Source organism: Micromonospora sp. BL4, from assembly GCF_003667505.1.
In the GTDB taxonomy this organism is placed as follows: domain Bacteria; phylum Actinomycetota; class Actinomycetes; order Mycobacteriales; family Micromonosporaceae; genus Micromonospora.
In genome coordinates this window covers 1-14,192 of sequence record NZ_RCVJ01000080.1, presented here as the reverse complement: position 1 = coordinate 14,192, position 14,192 = coordinate 1, and the positions used below count along the sequence as shown (strand labels likewise).

The window sequence follows — 14,192 nt, the reverse complement described above, 5'->3', positions numbered from 1 at the left end:
TGTCACTCCTCCGTCCTGACGACCGCGACGACGACGTGCGGCCGGTCCTGGTGCTGGCCGGTGAGGGCGGTGTGCAGCGCGTCGTGGTCGTGCCCGTCGACGGTGCTGGCGGTCCAGCCGTTCACCGTGAACCGGGCCGCCGCGCCGCCCGGCCAGCCGTGGGTGGCCGAGTGGTTGTCGACAACCACCGCGGTCAGGCTGCCGAGGCCGGTGGCGCCGGCGTACGCGATCGCCTCGTGGTTCGATCCCTCGTCGAGTTCGGCGTCGCCGAGCAGCACGTACACCCGGGGGGTGAGCAGGCCCTGGGCTCGCAGGCCGAGCGCGGTGCCCACGCCCAGGCCGAGGCCGTGCCCGAGCGAGCCGGAGCCGATCTCCACGCCCGGCACCAGGGTCCGGTCCGGATGGTCGCCGAGGCGGCTCGCCGGTCCGCCCTGGTCGTCGAGCCAGCCGGCGCGGAGGAAGCCCTTCGCGGCGAGCACCGCGTAGTAGCCGGCGACGGCGTGCCCCTTGGAGAGCAGGAAGCGGTCCCGCTCGGGATCGTCGACGGTCTCCGGGGTGATCCGCAGGACGCGGTGGTAGAGCACCCAGAGGACATCGATCGTCGAGTACACGTTGGCGCCGAACTCCCTGCCGGCGCGTAGCTGTTCCAGTGGGCCGGCCACCGGCCCCGGCACCGGGGGCATCGTCCCGTTGGCGGTCGTCATCATCATCTGGATAGCCTGTGAGTTGAAGGGCACTTCAACTCAAGGACCGGGTGATGCAGGACTCACTGACCATCGGCGAGCTGGCCGCCCGTTCGGGCGTGGCGCCGTCGGCGCTGCGCTACTACGAGCGGCTCGGCCTGATTCGCGCCGACCGTACCGGCGGCAACCAGCGCCGGTACGCCCGCGCCGAACTGCGCCGCGTCGCCTTCATCCGGATCTCCCAGCAGGTCGGCGTCTCGCTGGACGAGATCCGCGCGGCGCTGGACTCGCTGCCCGAGGCTCGTACGCCCAGCCCGCAGGACTGGGCGCGGCTCTCCGCCAGTTGGCGGGGTCGGCTGGACGAGAGGATCCGGCTGCTCAGCAAGCTCCGCGACGACCTGGACGGCTGCATCGGCTGCGGCTGTCTGTCCCTGCAACGCTGCGCGCTCAACAACCCCGGTGACGCCCTCGGCGGCGAGGGGCCCGGCGCCCGCCTGATGCTGCCCCGGCCGGAGGCCGACGCGACCGCCTGACGCGCGCCCCATCCCGCCGGACGACCGCGTCAACCGACCGTGAGCAGCACCTTGCCGACGTGGTCGTTCGACTCGACCAGCCGGTGCGCCTCCGCCGCCTCGCTGATCGGCAGCCGCCGGTCCACCACCGGCCTGATCCGGCCGGCCTCGATCAACGGCCACACCTCGTCCCGTACGCCCCGGACGATCTCCGCCTTCTCGCTGAGCGGCCGCGCCCGCAGGGTCGTCGCCGCGACGCTGGCTCGCTTGGTCAGCAGCGCGCCGAGATCCAGTTCGGCCTTGCGGCCACCCTGTAGCCCGATCACCACCAGCCGGCCGCCGGTGGCCAACGCGGCGACGTTGCGGCCCAGGTAGGACGCGCCCATGATGTCGAGGACGACGTCCGCGCCGTGGCCGTCGGTGGCCCGCCGGACCTCCTCGACGAAGTCCTGTTCCCGGTAGTCGATCGTGTGCGCCGCGCCCAGTTCGCGCAGTCTGGGATGCTTGGCCGCCCGCGCGGTCGTCAGGACCGTGGCGCCGAGGGCCGCCCCGAACTGGATCGCGAAGGTGCCGATTCCGCTACCGCCGCCGTGCACCAGCAGCGTGTCGCCCGAATGGAGCCGGCCCACCGGGAGCAGGTTCGACCAGACGGTGCAGGCCACCTCGGGCAGCGCCGCGGCGTCGACCAGGTCGACACCGCCCGGCACCGGCAGCAACTGCTCGGCGGGGACCGCGACCCGCTCGGCGTACCCGCCGCCGGTCAGAAGCGCGCAGACCTGCTGGCCGATCGCCCACCCGGTCACCTCCGGACCGACCGCGCTGATCACCCCGGAGCACTCCAGGCCGGGGTATTCGGGCGCGCCGGGCGGCGGGGGGTAGTGCCCCTGCCGTTGCAGCAGGTCCGCGCGGTTGACCCCGGCGGCCCGCACGTCAACGATCACCTCGCCCGGGCCGGGCTCGGGATCGGGGACCTCAGCCCAGATCAGCGCGTCGGGTCCACCGGGCTGCGGAATGGTGATGGCTCGCATGGGCTCAGTCTTACCCGATCACACTGCGGGCCGCAGGCGCACCCGATCCGCCCCGGCAGCCACTGTGGACCTCCGTACCGGCTCCGGCGCTGGGCCGCCCGGTCGGGGAGGGACGCCGGGCCGCGCGCCCGGTGCCATGGCAGACTAGGCACGGCCGCGCACCCTCGGGTGGTGGCCCGGGAGGGTTCGCCTAGTGGCCGATGGCGCTGGTCTTGAAAACCGGTAAGGCAGCGATGTCTTCGTGGGTTCGAATCCCACACCCTCCGCCCTCGGAACAGCTCAAACGCACCCTGACCAGCGCAAACGCCGGTCGGGGTGGGTCTGTGGACGGCGAGCGGCCCCGCTCCGGGCGATCCAGCATGATGGTGCTCGTGCGCTACTTGATCTCTCACCCCGACGCGTTGGCCGAGCTTGGCGATCTGGACGTCGCGCTGTACGACGGCACGGGGTCCGTGCCCGAGAACCTGGACGATGTCGAGTTCTACGCGGTTCCGTACGGGGTCATCGATCCCCGGTTCTGCGAGCCGATCGCCCGGATGCCCCCGGCTCAAGGTGGTGCAGACCGTGACCGCCGGCTACGACCATGTCCTGCCGTACCTGCGGCCCGGCCTGACGCTGGCCAACGGCCGGGGCGTGCACGACGCGGCCACCGCCGAGCTGGCCGTGGCGCTCACCCTCGCCGCCCGCCGCCGGCTGCCGGAATTCGTCCAGGCGGGGGCCGAGGGCCGCTGGGCCACGGGGTGGTCGGCCGGGCTGGCTGACGCCCGGGTGCTGATCGTCGGGTACGGCTCGATCGGCGCCGCGATCGAGCGCCGGCTCGCCGGGTTCGAGGTGGAGATCAGTCGAGTGGCCCGGAGCCCCCGCCCCGGCGTACGGCCGATCTCCGAAGTTTCGGAGCTGTTGCCACGAGCGGACGTCGTCATCCTGGCCACGCCGCTGACCCCGGAGACCGAAGGCCTGGTGGACAAGGACTTCCTCGCCAGGATGGCCGACGGCGCGCTGCTGGTGAACGTGGCCCGGGGGCGGGTGGTGGACACCGAGGCGCTGCTCGCCGAGCTCGACGCGGGCCGGCTGCACGCTGCCCTGGACGTCACCGAACCCGAGCCACTGCCGGCCGACCACCCGCTGTGGTCCGCACCGAACGTCCTGATCAGCCCGCACGTCGGCGGCCTGACCGCCGCCATGGCGCCCCGGGCCCGCCGGCTGCTGGTCGACCAGGTCCGGCGGTACGCGGCGGGCGAGCCGCTCGCGAACGTCGTCATCCGACCGTGACGTCCGGGTCCGATCGGGCACCGGATCCTCGCCCGCGGATGGCCGCCTCGTAGCCGGCGAGAACGACGAGGAACGCGGTGAGCAGGCCGAGAGCGACCAGGCCGGGCAGGAACCGGCCGGCAGGAAGGAGTAGCAGCACCGCAGCGGGCGCGAGAACTTGTCGGGGTGCCACGGACCGGACGGTGAGGCTCAGGAAGGTCGCCCGGCCCACGAGGTACAGGGCGGTTCCGCCGAACAGGGCGACCGCCGGCGTCCAGTCCAGGCGCAACCCGGCGGTGTCGGAGGACTCATGGTGTGCCAGGTCGGCGAGCACCTGCTCGACCCCCAGCGCCACGTAGATGATGCCGGCGATCAGCGGAAAGTGGGCAACGGTGTAGGCGTCGGCGGCCACCCGACCCCGCCGCGCGCCGGATTTCATCGTCAGTTCCTCACCGGCGGCGACCGCGTTCCGGGAGTAGAGCCACCACAGGCAGACCGTGACGGCGAGCGTGAGGAGCGCGGCCACCAGGACCGGTCCATGGATCATTCCCGCCCCGATCCCGGCGCCCACCGAGATCAGCGACTCGCCGAGCGCGATGATCACCACAAGGCTGTGTCGCTCGGTGAAGTGGCCCGGGCTGCGGAGGGGCCATCCGCTCAGCACGGAGGCGACCACCCCGCCTCCCAGGTCGACCGCGAGCGCTGCCGTCCAGAGCAGGATCTGCGCGGTGCCGCCGAACACGGCACCGAGGACCAGCGGGATCCAGGACAGCGCGGTGGAGAGGGCGTACACGCGAATGGTCCGGAGCAGTTGCCGGTTGCCCTCGGCGGCCCAGTGGTAGAGGACCAGATGGATCACTCTCACCACGATGTAGGCGAGCACCAGGATCAGCCGGGGCCCCAACGCTCCCGGACCGGATTTCCAGACGTCGGGGATGACGAGACCGGCGAGGAAGACGGCTGCCATGGCGACGGTGACGCCGGTACGGATCAGCCCGACATCGATGCGGGCCTGGTTTCCCAACCAGGAGTACACCAGCCAGGAGTTCCACAACAGCAGGAGCACGAGGAAACCCTGCACCAGGGTCATCGGCGCGGGCCGCGCGCTCATGAACTCGGTGACCCGGATGAAGCCGAAGACGAACACGAGGTCGAAGAAGATCTCGAACAGGGTTGTGCGGTGCGTCTCCTTGGTCACCACCGGCCGCGACCGGAAGATCCGCCCCATCACCTCATCTTCATCGCCGCCAGGCCGCCTCACGGCGATTCAGGCAACTGGTCCCGTACCCCTGGTCGCCGTCACTCCGGTGGGTCCGTGGCCCGCCGGCTCTCCCGGATCGTCTCGTCGGCCAGCCGTTCGATCGCGCGCCGGCGCTCCTCGGCGATGGCCCGCTCGTCCCGGCGGCGCAGCGCGGTGAAGACGGCTGCCACGAAGTCCCGCCAGATCCCGGCCACGAGGTCCCCCTGTGGAGCGTTGGCCCGGACTCAACGGTAGCGCCGTCGACCCGGCACCACCGCTTCCGGTCGTCGGAGAGGCCACGAAGGGGTAAGAAGGGGCAGGAATCTCCGCGAAGACCGGAAGGACGCGTCCCGATGACCCTGGAACGACCCATCGCCCCGGACCCGTACGAGCTGCTGCCGACGGTGCCCTCGTTCACCCTGACCAGTGACGACGTGCAGAACGGCGAGCCGATGGATGCCCGGCACGCGCACGGCAGCACCGGGGGCGACAACGTCTCCCCGCAGCTGACCTGGTCGGACTTCCCTGCCGAGACGAAGAGCTTCACCGTGACCTGCTACGACCCGGACGCGCCGACCGGCAGCGGCTTCTGGCACTGGGTGCTGGTGAACGTGCCGGTCGACGTCACGCAGGTGCCCAGCGGCGCGGGTGGCGCGGCGGGCGCGGACCTCGGTGGAGCGTTCTCGGTCCGCAACGACTACGGCGAGAAGGGCTACGGCGGAGCGGCTCCGCCGCCCGGCGACCGCCCGCACCGGTACGTCTTCGCGGTGCACGCCCTGGACGTCGACCGCCTCGACCTGACCCCGGACGCCAGCCCCGCCTACGTCGGCTTCAACCTCACGTTCCACACCCTCGCCCGAGCGGTGATCCGTCCCACCTACCAGATCAAGGAATGATCCCTGCCCCGCGATCTTGCACTCGCCCGTGCAGGGAAGTGCAAGATCGCGGGGGGTGTGGTCAGGACGGGACGCGGGCCACGGCGAAGACGGACTGGCCGAACGGGGGCCGGATGCGCTGTTCGGCGGCCTTGGTGGCCGGGAGGACGACCGTGTCGTACACCTTCACCATCGGGCCCTCCTTCGGCATCAGCCGGAAGACCTTGGTGGCCATGAAGTAGCCGAGCAGACCCAGCGCGTTGGCGTAGTGGATCTTCTCCACGGTCAGGCCGGCCTCGGTCATCGCCGCTCCGAGCGTCTTCTTCGTGTAGCGGCGGACGTGCCCGGTGGCGATGTCGGCGGGGCTCATCGCGAATTGGAACGCCGGCACGATGATGATCACGGCGCCGCCGGGTCGGACCAGGTCGCGCATGCTGCGCAGCGCGCCCACGTGGTCCTCGATGTGCTCCAGCACGTTGTACGAGACCGCGGCGCTGTAGTCGCCCCGATCGTTGTGCGGCAGCAGCATCTGCCGGACATCGATGCTCGGCTGGTCGGCGAGGCGCTCCTTGAGCTGCACCAGCCGATCCGGATCGGCCTCGGTGGCGGTGAACCGGGGGAGCCGCTGCGACCATTCAAGCGCGTAGTCACCGAGACCGCTGCCGACCTCGATCGGATCGTCACCGAGGTACGGCACCGCCAGTTCGACGAACCAGCGACGGTGGTTGACAGCGGTCGCCAGGCCCTCCAGCACCTCGGACTGGACGCGCTGATCCCCAGTGATTTCTGCCATGCGTCGATTCCTCACGATATGAACTCGACCCGTGCCTGGACCGACAGAGTGAATCATCCGCTCGGATGGCAGAAGAATCGGGGCAGCGGGGTGGCCGAATTGCGGTCGGGGGTGGGCACGTGATCGGCGGTCGGCGAACCCGGCACATAGTACGGCAGTACCCCGAAACATGTCACGGCAGTGCCATACGCTGACTACCCTATGAATTGTCATGACTACTCCTGAATCGGGCGCGCCCGGAGACGGCCCCGCCACCGCCTCGCCGGTGGAGCGGGGCGGCCGTGCCCGGTGGGCCCGCAGCGGGAGGTGGGCGGATCTGGTCCCAGTGCTGAGCTTCGTGGTGCTCGGCTTCTGGGTCACCGGGCGGCTGTGGCTGGAGCCGGGCAGCGCCGTGCGGGACAACCGCACCGACCAGTCACAGTTTGAATGGATGATGGCGCACGGTGCTCGGGTCGTCACCCATTTCGCCTATCCGTTCCATTCGGACCGGATGAACGTGCCCGACGGCGTCAATTTGATGGCGAATACGTCCGTATTATCCATTTCGCTGCCAATGACACCTGTCACCCTGCTCCTCGGGCCCCGCGCGGCATTCCTGCTCTTTCTCACCGCCGGAATGATTGCCACCGCCACAGCCTGGTACTTCCTGCTTTCCCGGGTGCTCATCGGCGCCCGCGGGCCGGCGTGGCTGGGCGCCGGCTTCTGCGCGTTCGCGCCGGCCATGGTGTCGCACGCCAATGCGCATCCGAACATCGTGTCGCAGTTCGTCGTCCCGTTGATCATCTGGCGCACGCTGCGGCTCGGCGAGCCCGGCCGCTGGCTGCGCAACGGGGTGCTCCTCGCGTTGGTGATCGTCTGGCAGGCGTTCCTCAACCTGGAGATCCTGCTGATGACGGCGATCGGGCTGGGCGTGATCGTCGGCGCGCTCGCCCTCGGCCGCCGGGACCTGCGGTCGCGGGCCCGGCCGTTCCTCGCCGGTCTGGCCGTCGCCGCCGGGCTCGCCGGGCTGCTGCTGGCGTACCCGCTCTACGTCCAGTTCTTCGGGCCGGGCGCGTACTCCGGGCTGTCCCGCCTGATCCGCGGCTACTCCAGCGACCTCGCCTCGTTCGTCGCGTACTCCCGGGAATCGCTCGCCGGCAGCCCGCGCACGGCGGCGAACCTGGCCAAGAACCCGACCGAGGAGAATAGCTTCTTCGGCTGGCCGCTGCTGGTGCTGGTGATCGCCCTGGTCTGGTGGCTGCGCCGCTCGGTCGTGGTGCTCGGGCTGGCCGCCCTCGGGCTGCTCTTCGCGGTGCTCTCGCTGGGCCGGGTGATCTGGTTCGCCGGCCGGAACACCGGCGTGCCGGGGCCCTGGGCCGTGCTGGAGAACCTGCCGATCCTGCACTCGGTGGTGCCGACCCGGTGGGCGTTGGCGATCACCCCGATCATCGGGCTGCTGCTCGCCTACGGCGCCGAGCGGGCGCGTGAGCTGGCCCGTTCGCAGCCGGCCGCCCGCCGGCAGATCCGCTTCGTCACCGCCACCGTGCTCACGATGGCCCTGCTGCCCATCCTGCCCACCCCGCTGCCCGTGGCCCGCCTGGACCCGGTCCCCGCCTTCGTGACCGGTGGGGCCTGGCGGCCGTACGTGTCCGGCGGCCGCAGCGTGGTTACCCTGCCGCTGCCGGACACCAACTACGCCGAGCCGCTGCGCTGGTCCGCGGCCACCCGACTGGACATGCCCCTGGCCCGCGGCTACTTCCTCGGCCCGGACACCCGCCGCAACGCCGAGAAGCCGCGGATCGCGCTGTTCACCGCGCCGCCCCGCCCCACCAGCAGCTTCTTCGGCACCATCCGGCGCACCGGCGCGGTGCCGCCGATCACCCCGCAGAGCCGGGTCAAGGCGGTCGACGACCTGCGCTACTGGCGGGCCGGCGTGGTCATCCTCGGGCCGCACGAGCACGAGGCGGCGCTACGCCGGGGGATGACCGAGCTGACCGGAATCCAGCCGACGTTCACCGGCGGAGTGTGGGTGTGGGACGTGCGGCCCTTGACCGACTGAGCGAGGGCTCAGGCCTGCCGGACGCAGCAGCCCTGGCAGACCTTCGGGCTGGGTAGGGTGAAGGCGAGGCAGCAGGTGCGCCGCTGCACGCTCGGCTCACCGGTCGGCCCGGGCACCAGCTCGACCAGGTCCGCCAGGTCGAGCGCGCCGAGCAGGGTCTCGATCGTCTGCACCGTCGAGCCGGGCAGCCCATCGGCGGCCCGCAGGATGCCGTGCGAGATACCGGAGGCGACCGAGCCGAGCAGCGTCCGGGTGCCGACCCGGACCTCCGTCTGGATCGCGGCGATGAGCGGGGCCAGATGGGCGTCGAGGAGCGAGGCGCGCAGCGCGGCCAGCAGCTCCGCCTCGTCGGCGACGACCCGTACCTCCGGGTGGCCGGCCAGTGCCAGCGGATCGCTCGGCAGCACCGCCACGGTGGTGCTGCGGCGCAGGCCCAGGGTGAGCAGCGGCCGGTGGTCCTCGAAGTGGATCAGCACGTCGGACGGGTCGAGCAGCGGCACCCGCCGGGCCGAGGCCCAGCCGAGCACGACGGGCAGCGCCGTCCAGTAGCTGTACGACTTCCAGGCCAGTGCGGCGCAGGCGTGCGGGGTGCCGCCCCAGCGCAGGGTGGCGGCGCGGAGCAGATCCGGCAGCCGGCTGCCGTCGATCAGGGTGGTCGCGGGCGCCCAGCCGAACTCGTCGTCGACCAGCAGGCCCGGTGCGAGCCCGGGAAGATCGTCGGTGCCGAACATGGCACGCAGCGCCGCGGTGACGGGGGCGAGCGGCGTGGCGGTCACGTCCCGCCTCGGCATCACCGCTGTCACCGTGTCATCCCCCGTCCGCGTGACCGAGGAGCACCTCGGCGGACGACCCCGCGTCCTGAGCTAAGGCTAGCCTAACCACACGCGCAGGTCTAAGGGAAGCCTCACCTGAGTCGTATCGGGAGGTCAGGGTCACTCCGCTCCCAGCGGGGGCGGTACCCCCGCACCCCGCGTACTACCCGGCCATGGCCCGGGAAAACACCGGCGCAGCATCGACCGCGGTCTGTGGATTGTCAAGCGATGTGTCGACAAGGTGGCAGATACGTGTGCGTCCGGGCACGGAACGTGAAACTGATACTCCCGGCCACGAGGAAGCCGATGACGACCTCACCCCTCGAACGGGCTGCCGACTCCTTCGCGGCCGAACTCGCCCGGCAGCGAACCGGGCGGGGGCTGTCCAAGAAGCAACTGGCCGTCCTGATGGGTTTCGACCCGTCCTACGTCAGCCACGTGGAGGGGCGCCGGCACCGTCCGACCGAGGATTTCGCCCGCCGCGCCGAGGCCGTCCTGGAGGCCAGCGGCGCGATCTGGCAGCGCTTCCGGGAGTACGACGAACTCCGGCACGCCCGCCCCGGTCACCAGCAGCGCGAGCCGCACCTGCCCGGCCAGTGGCTGCCACCCGGCACCGGCCTCGTCGTGGAGCGCGAACTCGCCACCCTCACCCACACCGACGACGGCTACCGGTGCGTCATCCACCGAGAGCTCTACAACGCCGGCACCGAACCGGTCAACCGCTACCTCGTCCGGGTCGCCGTCGACCGCTACCCGAACGACCCCGGTCGCTCCAACCGGCACCACCGCGAGCACCCGCTCACCTTCGCCGAGCTGCAACTACAGGCCCGCCGGGACGACGGCGGCGGTGACCCGGAGCCGATGCACTGGCGGGCCAAACACGACCGGGACGCGTTCAAGGAGATCTGGCTGCTCTTCGAGAACGGCGAGCGGCGCTTCCCGCTCTACCCCGGCGACCGGGCCACCATCGAGTACGCGTACTCCGTCGGGCAGGAGAAGTGGGGTCCCTGGTTCCAACGAGCCGTGCGGCTGCCCACCCGACAGCTCGCCGTCCGCCTGGACCTGCCGGCGGCGCTCGACCCGCAGGTCTGGGGCGTGGAGACCTCGCTCTCGGCGGAGGAGGGCCCGCTGCGCACGGCGCCGCAGCGCCGCGACGAGGACGGCCGGGCGATCTTCGACTGGCAGACCGACGACCCACCGCTGAACGCCCGCTACCGGTTGCAGTGGCGATTCCGGGCCCGCCCGGACATCGACCCGGACGTCAGCAACGGCGGTGCCCGGGTCCGGCCCAGCGACCGGATGCGGGGGCTGGGCATCGTCCAGCGCGGCGCCGACCTGCTCCGCCAGCGCGGCCGTCCGTTCGACCTGCCCGGTGAGGAACAGGTGGCCCGGGAGGTGGTCGACCGGCTCAACACGGCCCTGGCCCGGCTCGACGAACTCCATCCGTTCAGTAAGGGGGTCGGCATCGCCGCCCCGCAGCTCGGCATCGGCCGGGCCGCGGCCGTCGTGCGGCCACCCGACCGGTCGGCGGAACCGGTGGTGCTGCTCAACCCCCGGGTGGTCGACGCCGGCCCGGACACCGACGAGCAGTACGAGGGCTGCCTCTCCTTCTTCGACCACCGGGGTCTGGTGCCCCGGCCGCTGCGGCTGGACGTGGAGCACGCCCAGTGGGACGGCAGCCGGATCATCACGTCGTTCGAGTTCGGCATGGCCCGGCTCGTCGCGCACGAGATCGACCACCTGGAGGGCCGGCTGTACGTGGACCGGATGGCACCCGGTGTGCCACTGGTGCCGGTGGAGGAATACCGGGAGACCGGGCACCCCTGGCGCTACTGAACGGGGCCGGGGCGCGTGCCCCAGGGGGCAGGGGCACGCGCCCCGGCGTGGGGGGAGGAACGCCTAGAGGTCACCGAAGGTGTCGTAGCGGATGTGCGGCGGCGGCACCTCGTCCGCGGCCAGCACCCGCAGTGTGGACCGGACCATCCGGGCCGACCCGGAGACGTAGCAGTCGTGTGTGGTCCACGGGCCGTAGCGGGCCACCACGTCCGGAATGTCGCCCAGCTCACCGTCGAAGTCCGGGTCCTCGCTGCACGCGGCGGTGACCGACAGCCACGGGTGTACGGCCACCAGCTCCTGCAACCCGGCCAGGCCGTACAGGTCCGCCGCCTGCCGGGCGCCGTAGAAGACGTGCACCCACCGGGTCCGGTTGTAGCTGGCCAACTCCTCCACCAGCGCCTTGATCGGCGCCAGCCCCACCCCGCCGGCCACGCAGAGGATGTCGCGCTCCGAGGACCGGTCCAGGGTCATCGACCCCATCGGCGCGGCCAGCCGGAGCAGGTCACCCGGCCGCACCCGGCGGACCAGCGCACCGGACACCCAGCCGGCCCCGGGCGACCGCACGTGGAACTCCAGCACGTTGTCGTCGTTCGGGGCGTTCGCCACCGAGTACGTCCGCCACACCCGGGGATGGTGGCGCGGCACTTCGAGGCTGACGTACTGGCCGGCCCGCCAGGGCAGCGGATGCTGCAACGCCCGGCAGGTCAGGACGGCGGTGTCCGGGCCGTACCGCTCGTGGGTCAGCACCTCGGCGTGCCAGAACGGCGGGTTGTCGTCGTTCGCCGCCCCGGCGAGCATCTTCGCCGAGATGGCCGCGTACGCGTCCGTCCACGCCTGGTCGTACTCCAGGTTCCAGCCGTCGCCGGCGGTGCTGCGCAGCGCGTCCAGCAGCGCGACGCCCATCGTCTTGTAGTGCTGCTCGTCGACGTGGTACTTGCGGTGGTCGCGGCCCAGCGCCCGGAGGAACTCGTCGAAGCTCTCCGGATCGTCGACGGTGTGGATCGCCGTGATGATCGCTTCCAGCAGGCGGTCGCCCTGGCCGGTCATCTGCACCGGGAAGAGCTGCCGCAGGGCGGGGTCGAGCAGGAAGAGCCGGGCGTAGAAGTGGCCGCTCAGCCGGTCCCGGTCCTCCTCGACCAGGGTCCAGCTCTCTTTCAGCAACCGCGCGACGTTGTCCACGGGTGGCGCTCCTTCTCCAGACGACAGCGGATCGGGCGCCCATAGAATCTCCACGGAGCGTGCGCACCGGTCGCACAGAATGTGCGATCGGTTCATGCCGGCCGGTCGGCCGTGTCACCGGCGCCGCCCGTCGGGCAGAGTGGTGCGGTGACCGTTGAGCTGACCCGCCCGGTGTCCCGCCGGCTGCTGGGGACCGAGACGTTGCTGGTCCTCGGCCTCTCCCTCGGCCAGTCCGCGGTCTACGCGGTGGTCTCGATCATCGCGAAGCTGACCGCCGACGGTCCGCTCTCCAAGCAGACCGCCTCGCTGAACACGTCCGCGTCGGCGAGACCCTGGCTGGACCTGACGTACCAACTGCTCGGCATCGTCTTCGCGCTGCTGCCGGTGCTGCTCGCCGTACACCTGCTCAGCCGCGACCCCGGCGATCCGGCGCGGACCCTCGGCCTGGACGCCCGGCGACCCGGCCAGGACCTGGCCCGCGGCGCCGGCCTGGCCGCGCTGATCGGCCTGCCCGGGCTGGCCCTGTTCTGGGTGGCGGCGCAGCTCGGCCTCAACGCCACGCTGGTGCCGGCCTCGCTGCCGCCGGTCTGGTGGGCGGTCCCGGTGCTGATCCTCGCCGCCGTGCAGAACGCCGTGCTGGAGGAGGTGATCGTGGTCGGCTACCTGGTCACCCGGCTGCGTCAGCTCCAGTGGCGGCTCGGCGCGATCATCGCGGCCAGCGCGCTGCTGCGCGGCTCGTACCACCTCTACCAGGGCTTCGGCGCGTTCGTCGGCAACGCGGTCATGGGCGTCGTGTTCAGCTACTTCTACCTGCGGACGCGGCGGGTGCTGCCGCTGATCATCGCGCATACCCTGCTCGACGTGGTCGCCTTCGTCGGCTACGCGCTGCTGCCGAAGGAATGGTTCAGCTGGCTCTGACCGCTCGGCTCGCCGCCGTGTCGGCCGCCGACGGCCGGTAGGCGGCCACCGCCCGGGCCGCGAGCCGGTCGGCCGCCGCCGAGTCGCCCAGCGCCGCCGCGAGCACCGCCGCGCCCGGCAGCAGCCGGGACGCCAACCGCAGCGCCAGCCACCCACCGGCCTGCGCCGTGAGCGGCGCGGCCAGCCGCCACGCGGCCTCCGCCGCCCGGGGCCACGTCCCCTCCACCGGGTCCTCCGCCGTCCCGGCGGCGGCCAACGCGGCACGCGCGCTCTCCGGATCCGGGTGCACCTGGGTGAGCACCAGCAGCTCGACCGCCCGCTCGGGGTGCGCGGGATTCCGGCCGTACGCCGCCGCCAGGTGCAGCACCAGGTTCGAGTGGGTCCAGAGCACTGACGCCAGCTCGGCCAGCGGCGCGAAGAGCCCGGCCACCGCGGCGGCCGCCCCGCCCACGCCCGCCGAGCGCACGAACCGCCGGGTGGCCAGCCGGGCCAGGCCGTCCGCCGGCGCGTCCGGATACCGGGCCCGCAGCCGCTCGGCCCAGTCGGCCGCGCCGGGGCCGAGCGCCCGCACCGCGGCGAGAGCCAGCAACTCCGGCGCGAAGCCGGGGTGGTCGCGCAGCTGCGCGGTGACCAGCCGCAGCTCCGATTCCGGGGTACGCGCGACGTGGTGCTTGGCGGGCCCTGCCCCCTCGGCCGACGCCGCTTTCCGAATCGGCAGGACCTCCGACGTGGGGTGATCGGCCCTCGCCGCAGGCACCGGTTGATCAGTCGGGGTCTGCTCCGCTGGTTGTTGCGGGGCGGGGACGGCCTTCTTGGTGGCGGCGCTCTTTCGCGCACCTGTCGCGCGCTTGGTCGGGGCCGCGGTGCGTGCGGTCGGGGTGTCCGCCGCGGCAGGGGTGTCCGCCGCGGCGGTCGAGCGCTTGGTGCGCTTGGTGGGCGCGGCCGGCGGAGTGGCCGGGGTCACGTTGGCCGCTGGCGACGTCGTGGGGGTCACCTCGCCAGCCGAGGTACCGGCTGCCTTTCGGGG

General features: G+C 72.0%; 14 protein-coding genes and 1 tRNA gene. 7 read left to right on the top strand and 8 right to left on the bottom strand.

Features of this window, described 5'->3' with window-relative positions; genetic code table 11:
• Positions 1-2: 2 nt before the first annotated feature.
• Positions 3-710 (bottom strand): transketolase, encoded by a 708-nt coding sequence (locus EAD89_RS07035; protein WP_199733428.1) that lies wholly within the window; start codon positions 708-710, stop codon positions 3-5.
• A 47-nt stretch (positions 711-757) separates the two neighbouring features.
• Between EAD89_RS07035 and soxR the strand changes: the two genes are divergently transcribed.
• Positions 758-1,216 (top strand): redox-sensitive transcriptional activator SoxR, encoded by a 459-nt coding sequence (soxR, locus tag EAD89_RS07030; RefSeq protein WP_121656139.1) that lies wholly within the window; start codon positions 758-760, stop codon positions 1,214-1,216.
• Positions 1,217-1,245: 29 nt separating this feature from the next.
• On the opposite strand, the gene EAD89_RS07025 is transcribed toward soxR, so the two are convergent.
• Positions 1,246-2,223 (bottom strand): NAD(P)H-quinone oxidoreductase, encoded by a 978-nt coding sequence (locus EAD89_RS07025; protein WP_121675148.1) that lies wholly within the window; start codon positions 2,221-2,223, stop codon positions 1,246-1,248.
• A 179-nt stretch (positions 2,224-2,402) separates the two neighbouring features.
• Here EAD89_RS07025 and EAD89_RS07020 point away from each other — a divergent pair.
• Together EAD89_RS07020 and EAD89_RS07015 are read left to right on the top strand one after the other, a co-directional pair.
• Positions 2,403-2,489: transfer RNA gene (locus EAD89_RS07020), tRNA-Ser, on the top strand.
• Positions 2,490-2,778: 289 nt separating this feature from the next.
• A complete protein-coding gene (locus EAD89_RS07015; protein WP_233578272.1) occupies positions 2,779-3,495 on the top strand; it encodes a 2-hydroxyacid dehydrogenase in 717 nt (238 codons plus the stop codon).
• Here EAD89_RS07015 and EAD89_RS07010 read toward each other — a convergent pair.
• Positions 3,482-4,702 (bottom strand): low temperature requirement protein A, encoded by a 1,221-nt coding sequence (locus tag EAD89_RS07010; RefSeq protein ID WP_121675147.1) that lies wholly within the window; start codon positions 4,700-4,702, stop codon positions 3,482-3,484. The two genes, EAD89_RS07015 and EAD89_RS07010, sit on opposite strands and share 14 nt — an antisense overlap.
• A gap of 71 nt (positions 4,703-4,773) precedes the next feature.
• Positions 4,774-4,929 (bottom strand): hypothetical protein, encoded by a 156-nt coding sequence (locus tag EAD89_RS30430; RefSeq protein WP_158609835.1) that lies wholly within the window; start codon positions 4,927-4,929, stop codon positions 4,774-4,776.
• A 138-nt stretch (positions 4,930-5,067) separates the two neighbouring features.
• Here EAD89_RS30430 and EAD89_RS07005 point away from each other — a divergent pair, with 138 nt between their 5' ends.
• Positions 5,068-5,610, top strand: coding sequence for a YbhB/YbcL family Raf kinase inhibitor-like protein (locus EAD89_RS07005; protein ID WP_121656135.1), 543 nt, complete (start codon positions 5,068-5,070; stop codon positions 5,608-5,610).
• A gap of 61 nt (positions 5,611-5,671) precedes the next feature.
• On the opposite strand, the gene EAD89_RS07000 is transcribed toward EAD89_RS07005, so the two are convergent.
• The gene (locus tag EAD89_RS07000; protein ID WP_121675146.1) at positions 5,672-6,382 is read right to left on the bottom strand and encodes a class I SAM-dependent methyltransferase; all 711 of its coding nucleotides are present in this window, start codon (positions 6,380-6,382) and stop codon (positions 5,672-5,674) included.
• A 211-nt stretch (positions 6,383-6,593) separates the two neighbouring features.
• Between EAD89_RS07000 and EAD89_RS06995 the strand changes: the two genes are divergently transcribed.
• Entirely contained in the window at positions 6,594-8,420 is a 1,827-nt protein-coding gene (locus tag EAD89_RS06995; RefSeq protein ID WP_233578270.1) for a hypothetical protein, read from the top strand.
• 8 nt (positions 8,421-8,428) lie between these two features.
• On the opposite strand, the gene EAD89_RS06990 is transcribed toward EAD89_RS06995, so the two are convergent.
• Entirely contained in the window at positions 8,429-9,211 is a 783-nt protein-coding gene (locus tag EAD89_RS06990) for an IucA/IucC family C-terminal-domain containing protein (RefSeq protein WP_121675145.1), read from the bottom strand.
• 327 nt (positions 9,212-9,538) lie between these two features.
• Here EAD89_RS06990 and EAD89_RS06985 point away from each other — a divergent pair, with 327 nt between their 5' ends.
• Positions 9,539-11,068 carry a peptide deformylase gene (locus tag EAD89_RS06985; RefSeq protein WP_121675144.1) on the top strand — a complete coding sequence of 510 codons (1,530 nt, stop codon included), beginning with the start codon at positions 9,539-9,541 and terminating at the stop codon, positions 11,066-11,068.
• Positions 11,069-11,131: 63 nt separating this feature from the next.
• Here the strand turns inward: EAD89_RS06985 and EAD89_RS06980 are convergent, their stop codons facing one another.
• On the bottom strand, positions 11,132-12,247 hold the full coding sequence (locus tag EAD89_RS06980) for a globin domain-containing protein (protein ID WP_121675143.1): 1,116 nt from the start codon (positions 12,245-12,247) through the stop codon (positions 11,132-11,134).
• Positions 12,248-12,394: 147 nt separating this feature from the next.
• On the opposite strand from EAD89_RS06980, the gene EAD89_RS06975 reads away from it, so the two are divergent.
• Positions 12,395-13,165, top strand: a complete 771-nt coding sequence (locus EAD89_RS06975; protein WP_121675142.1) for a CPBP family intramembrane glutamic endopeptidase — start codon at positions 12,395-12,397, stop codon at positions 13,163-13,165.
• On the opposite strand, the gene EAD89_RS30680 is transcribed toward EAD89_RS06975, so the two are convergent.
• Positions 13,152-14,159 (bottom strand): hypothetical protein, encoded by a 1,008-nt coding sequence (locus EAD89_RS30680; RefSeq protein WP_199733427.1) that lies wholly within the window; start codon positions 14,157-14,159, stop codon positions 13,152-13,154. The genes EAD89_RS06975 and EAD89_RS30680 overlap by 14 nt on opposite strands.
• Positions 14,160-14,192 lie beyond the last annotated feature (33 nt).

What these genes read in the sequence shown, in the direction of transcription:
- EAD89_RS07000 (WP_121675146.1), bottom strand. Translation starts at nt 6,382, where the DNA reads ATGGCAGAAATCACTGGGGATCAGCGCGTCCAGTCCGAGGTGCTGGAG.
- EAD89_RS06995 (WP_233578270.1), top strand. Translation starts at nt 6,594, where the DNA reads ATGACTACTCCTGAATCGGGCGCGCCCGGAGACGGCCCCGCCACCGCC.
- EAD89_RS07010 (WP_121675147.1), bottom strand. Translation starts at nt 4,702, where the DNA reads ATGGGGCGGATCTTCCGGTCGCGGCCGGTGGTGACCAAGGAGACGCAC.
- EAD89_RS07005 (WP_121656135.1), top strand. Translation starts at nt 5,068, where the DNA reads ATGACCCTGGAACGACCCATCGCCCCGGACCCGTACGAGCTGCTGCCG.
- EAD89_RS07025 (WP_121675148.1), bottom strand. Translation starts at nt 2,223, where the DNA reads ATGCGAGCCATCACCATTCCGCAGCCCGGTGGACCCGACGCGCTGATC.
- EAD89_RS06990 (WP_121675145.1), bottom strand. Translation starts at nt 9,211, where the DNA reads ATGCCGAGGCGGGACGTGACCGCCACGCCGCTCGCCCCCGTCACCGCG.
- EAD89_RS06985 (WP_121675144.1), top strand. Translation starts at nt 9,539, where the DNA reads ATGACGACCTCACCCCTCGAACGGGCTGCCGACTCCTTCGCGGCCGAA.
- soxR (WP_121656139.1), top strand. Translation starts at nt 758, where the DNA reads ATGCAGGACTCACTGACCATCGGCGAGCTGGCCGCCCGTTCGGGCGTG.
- EAD89_RS07035 (WP_199733428.1), bottom strand. Translation starts at nt 710, where the DNA reads ATGATGATGACGACCGCCAACGGGACGATGCCCCCGGTGCCGGGGCCG.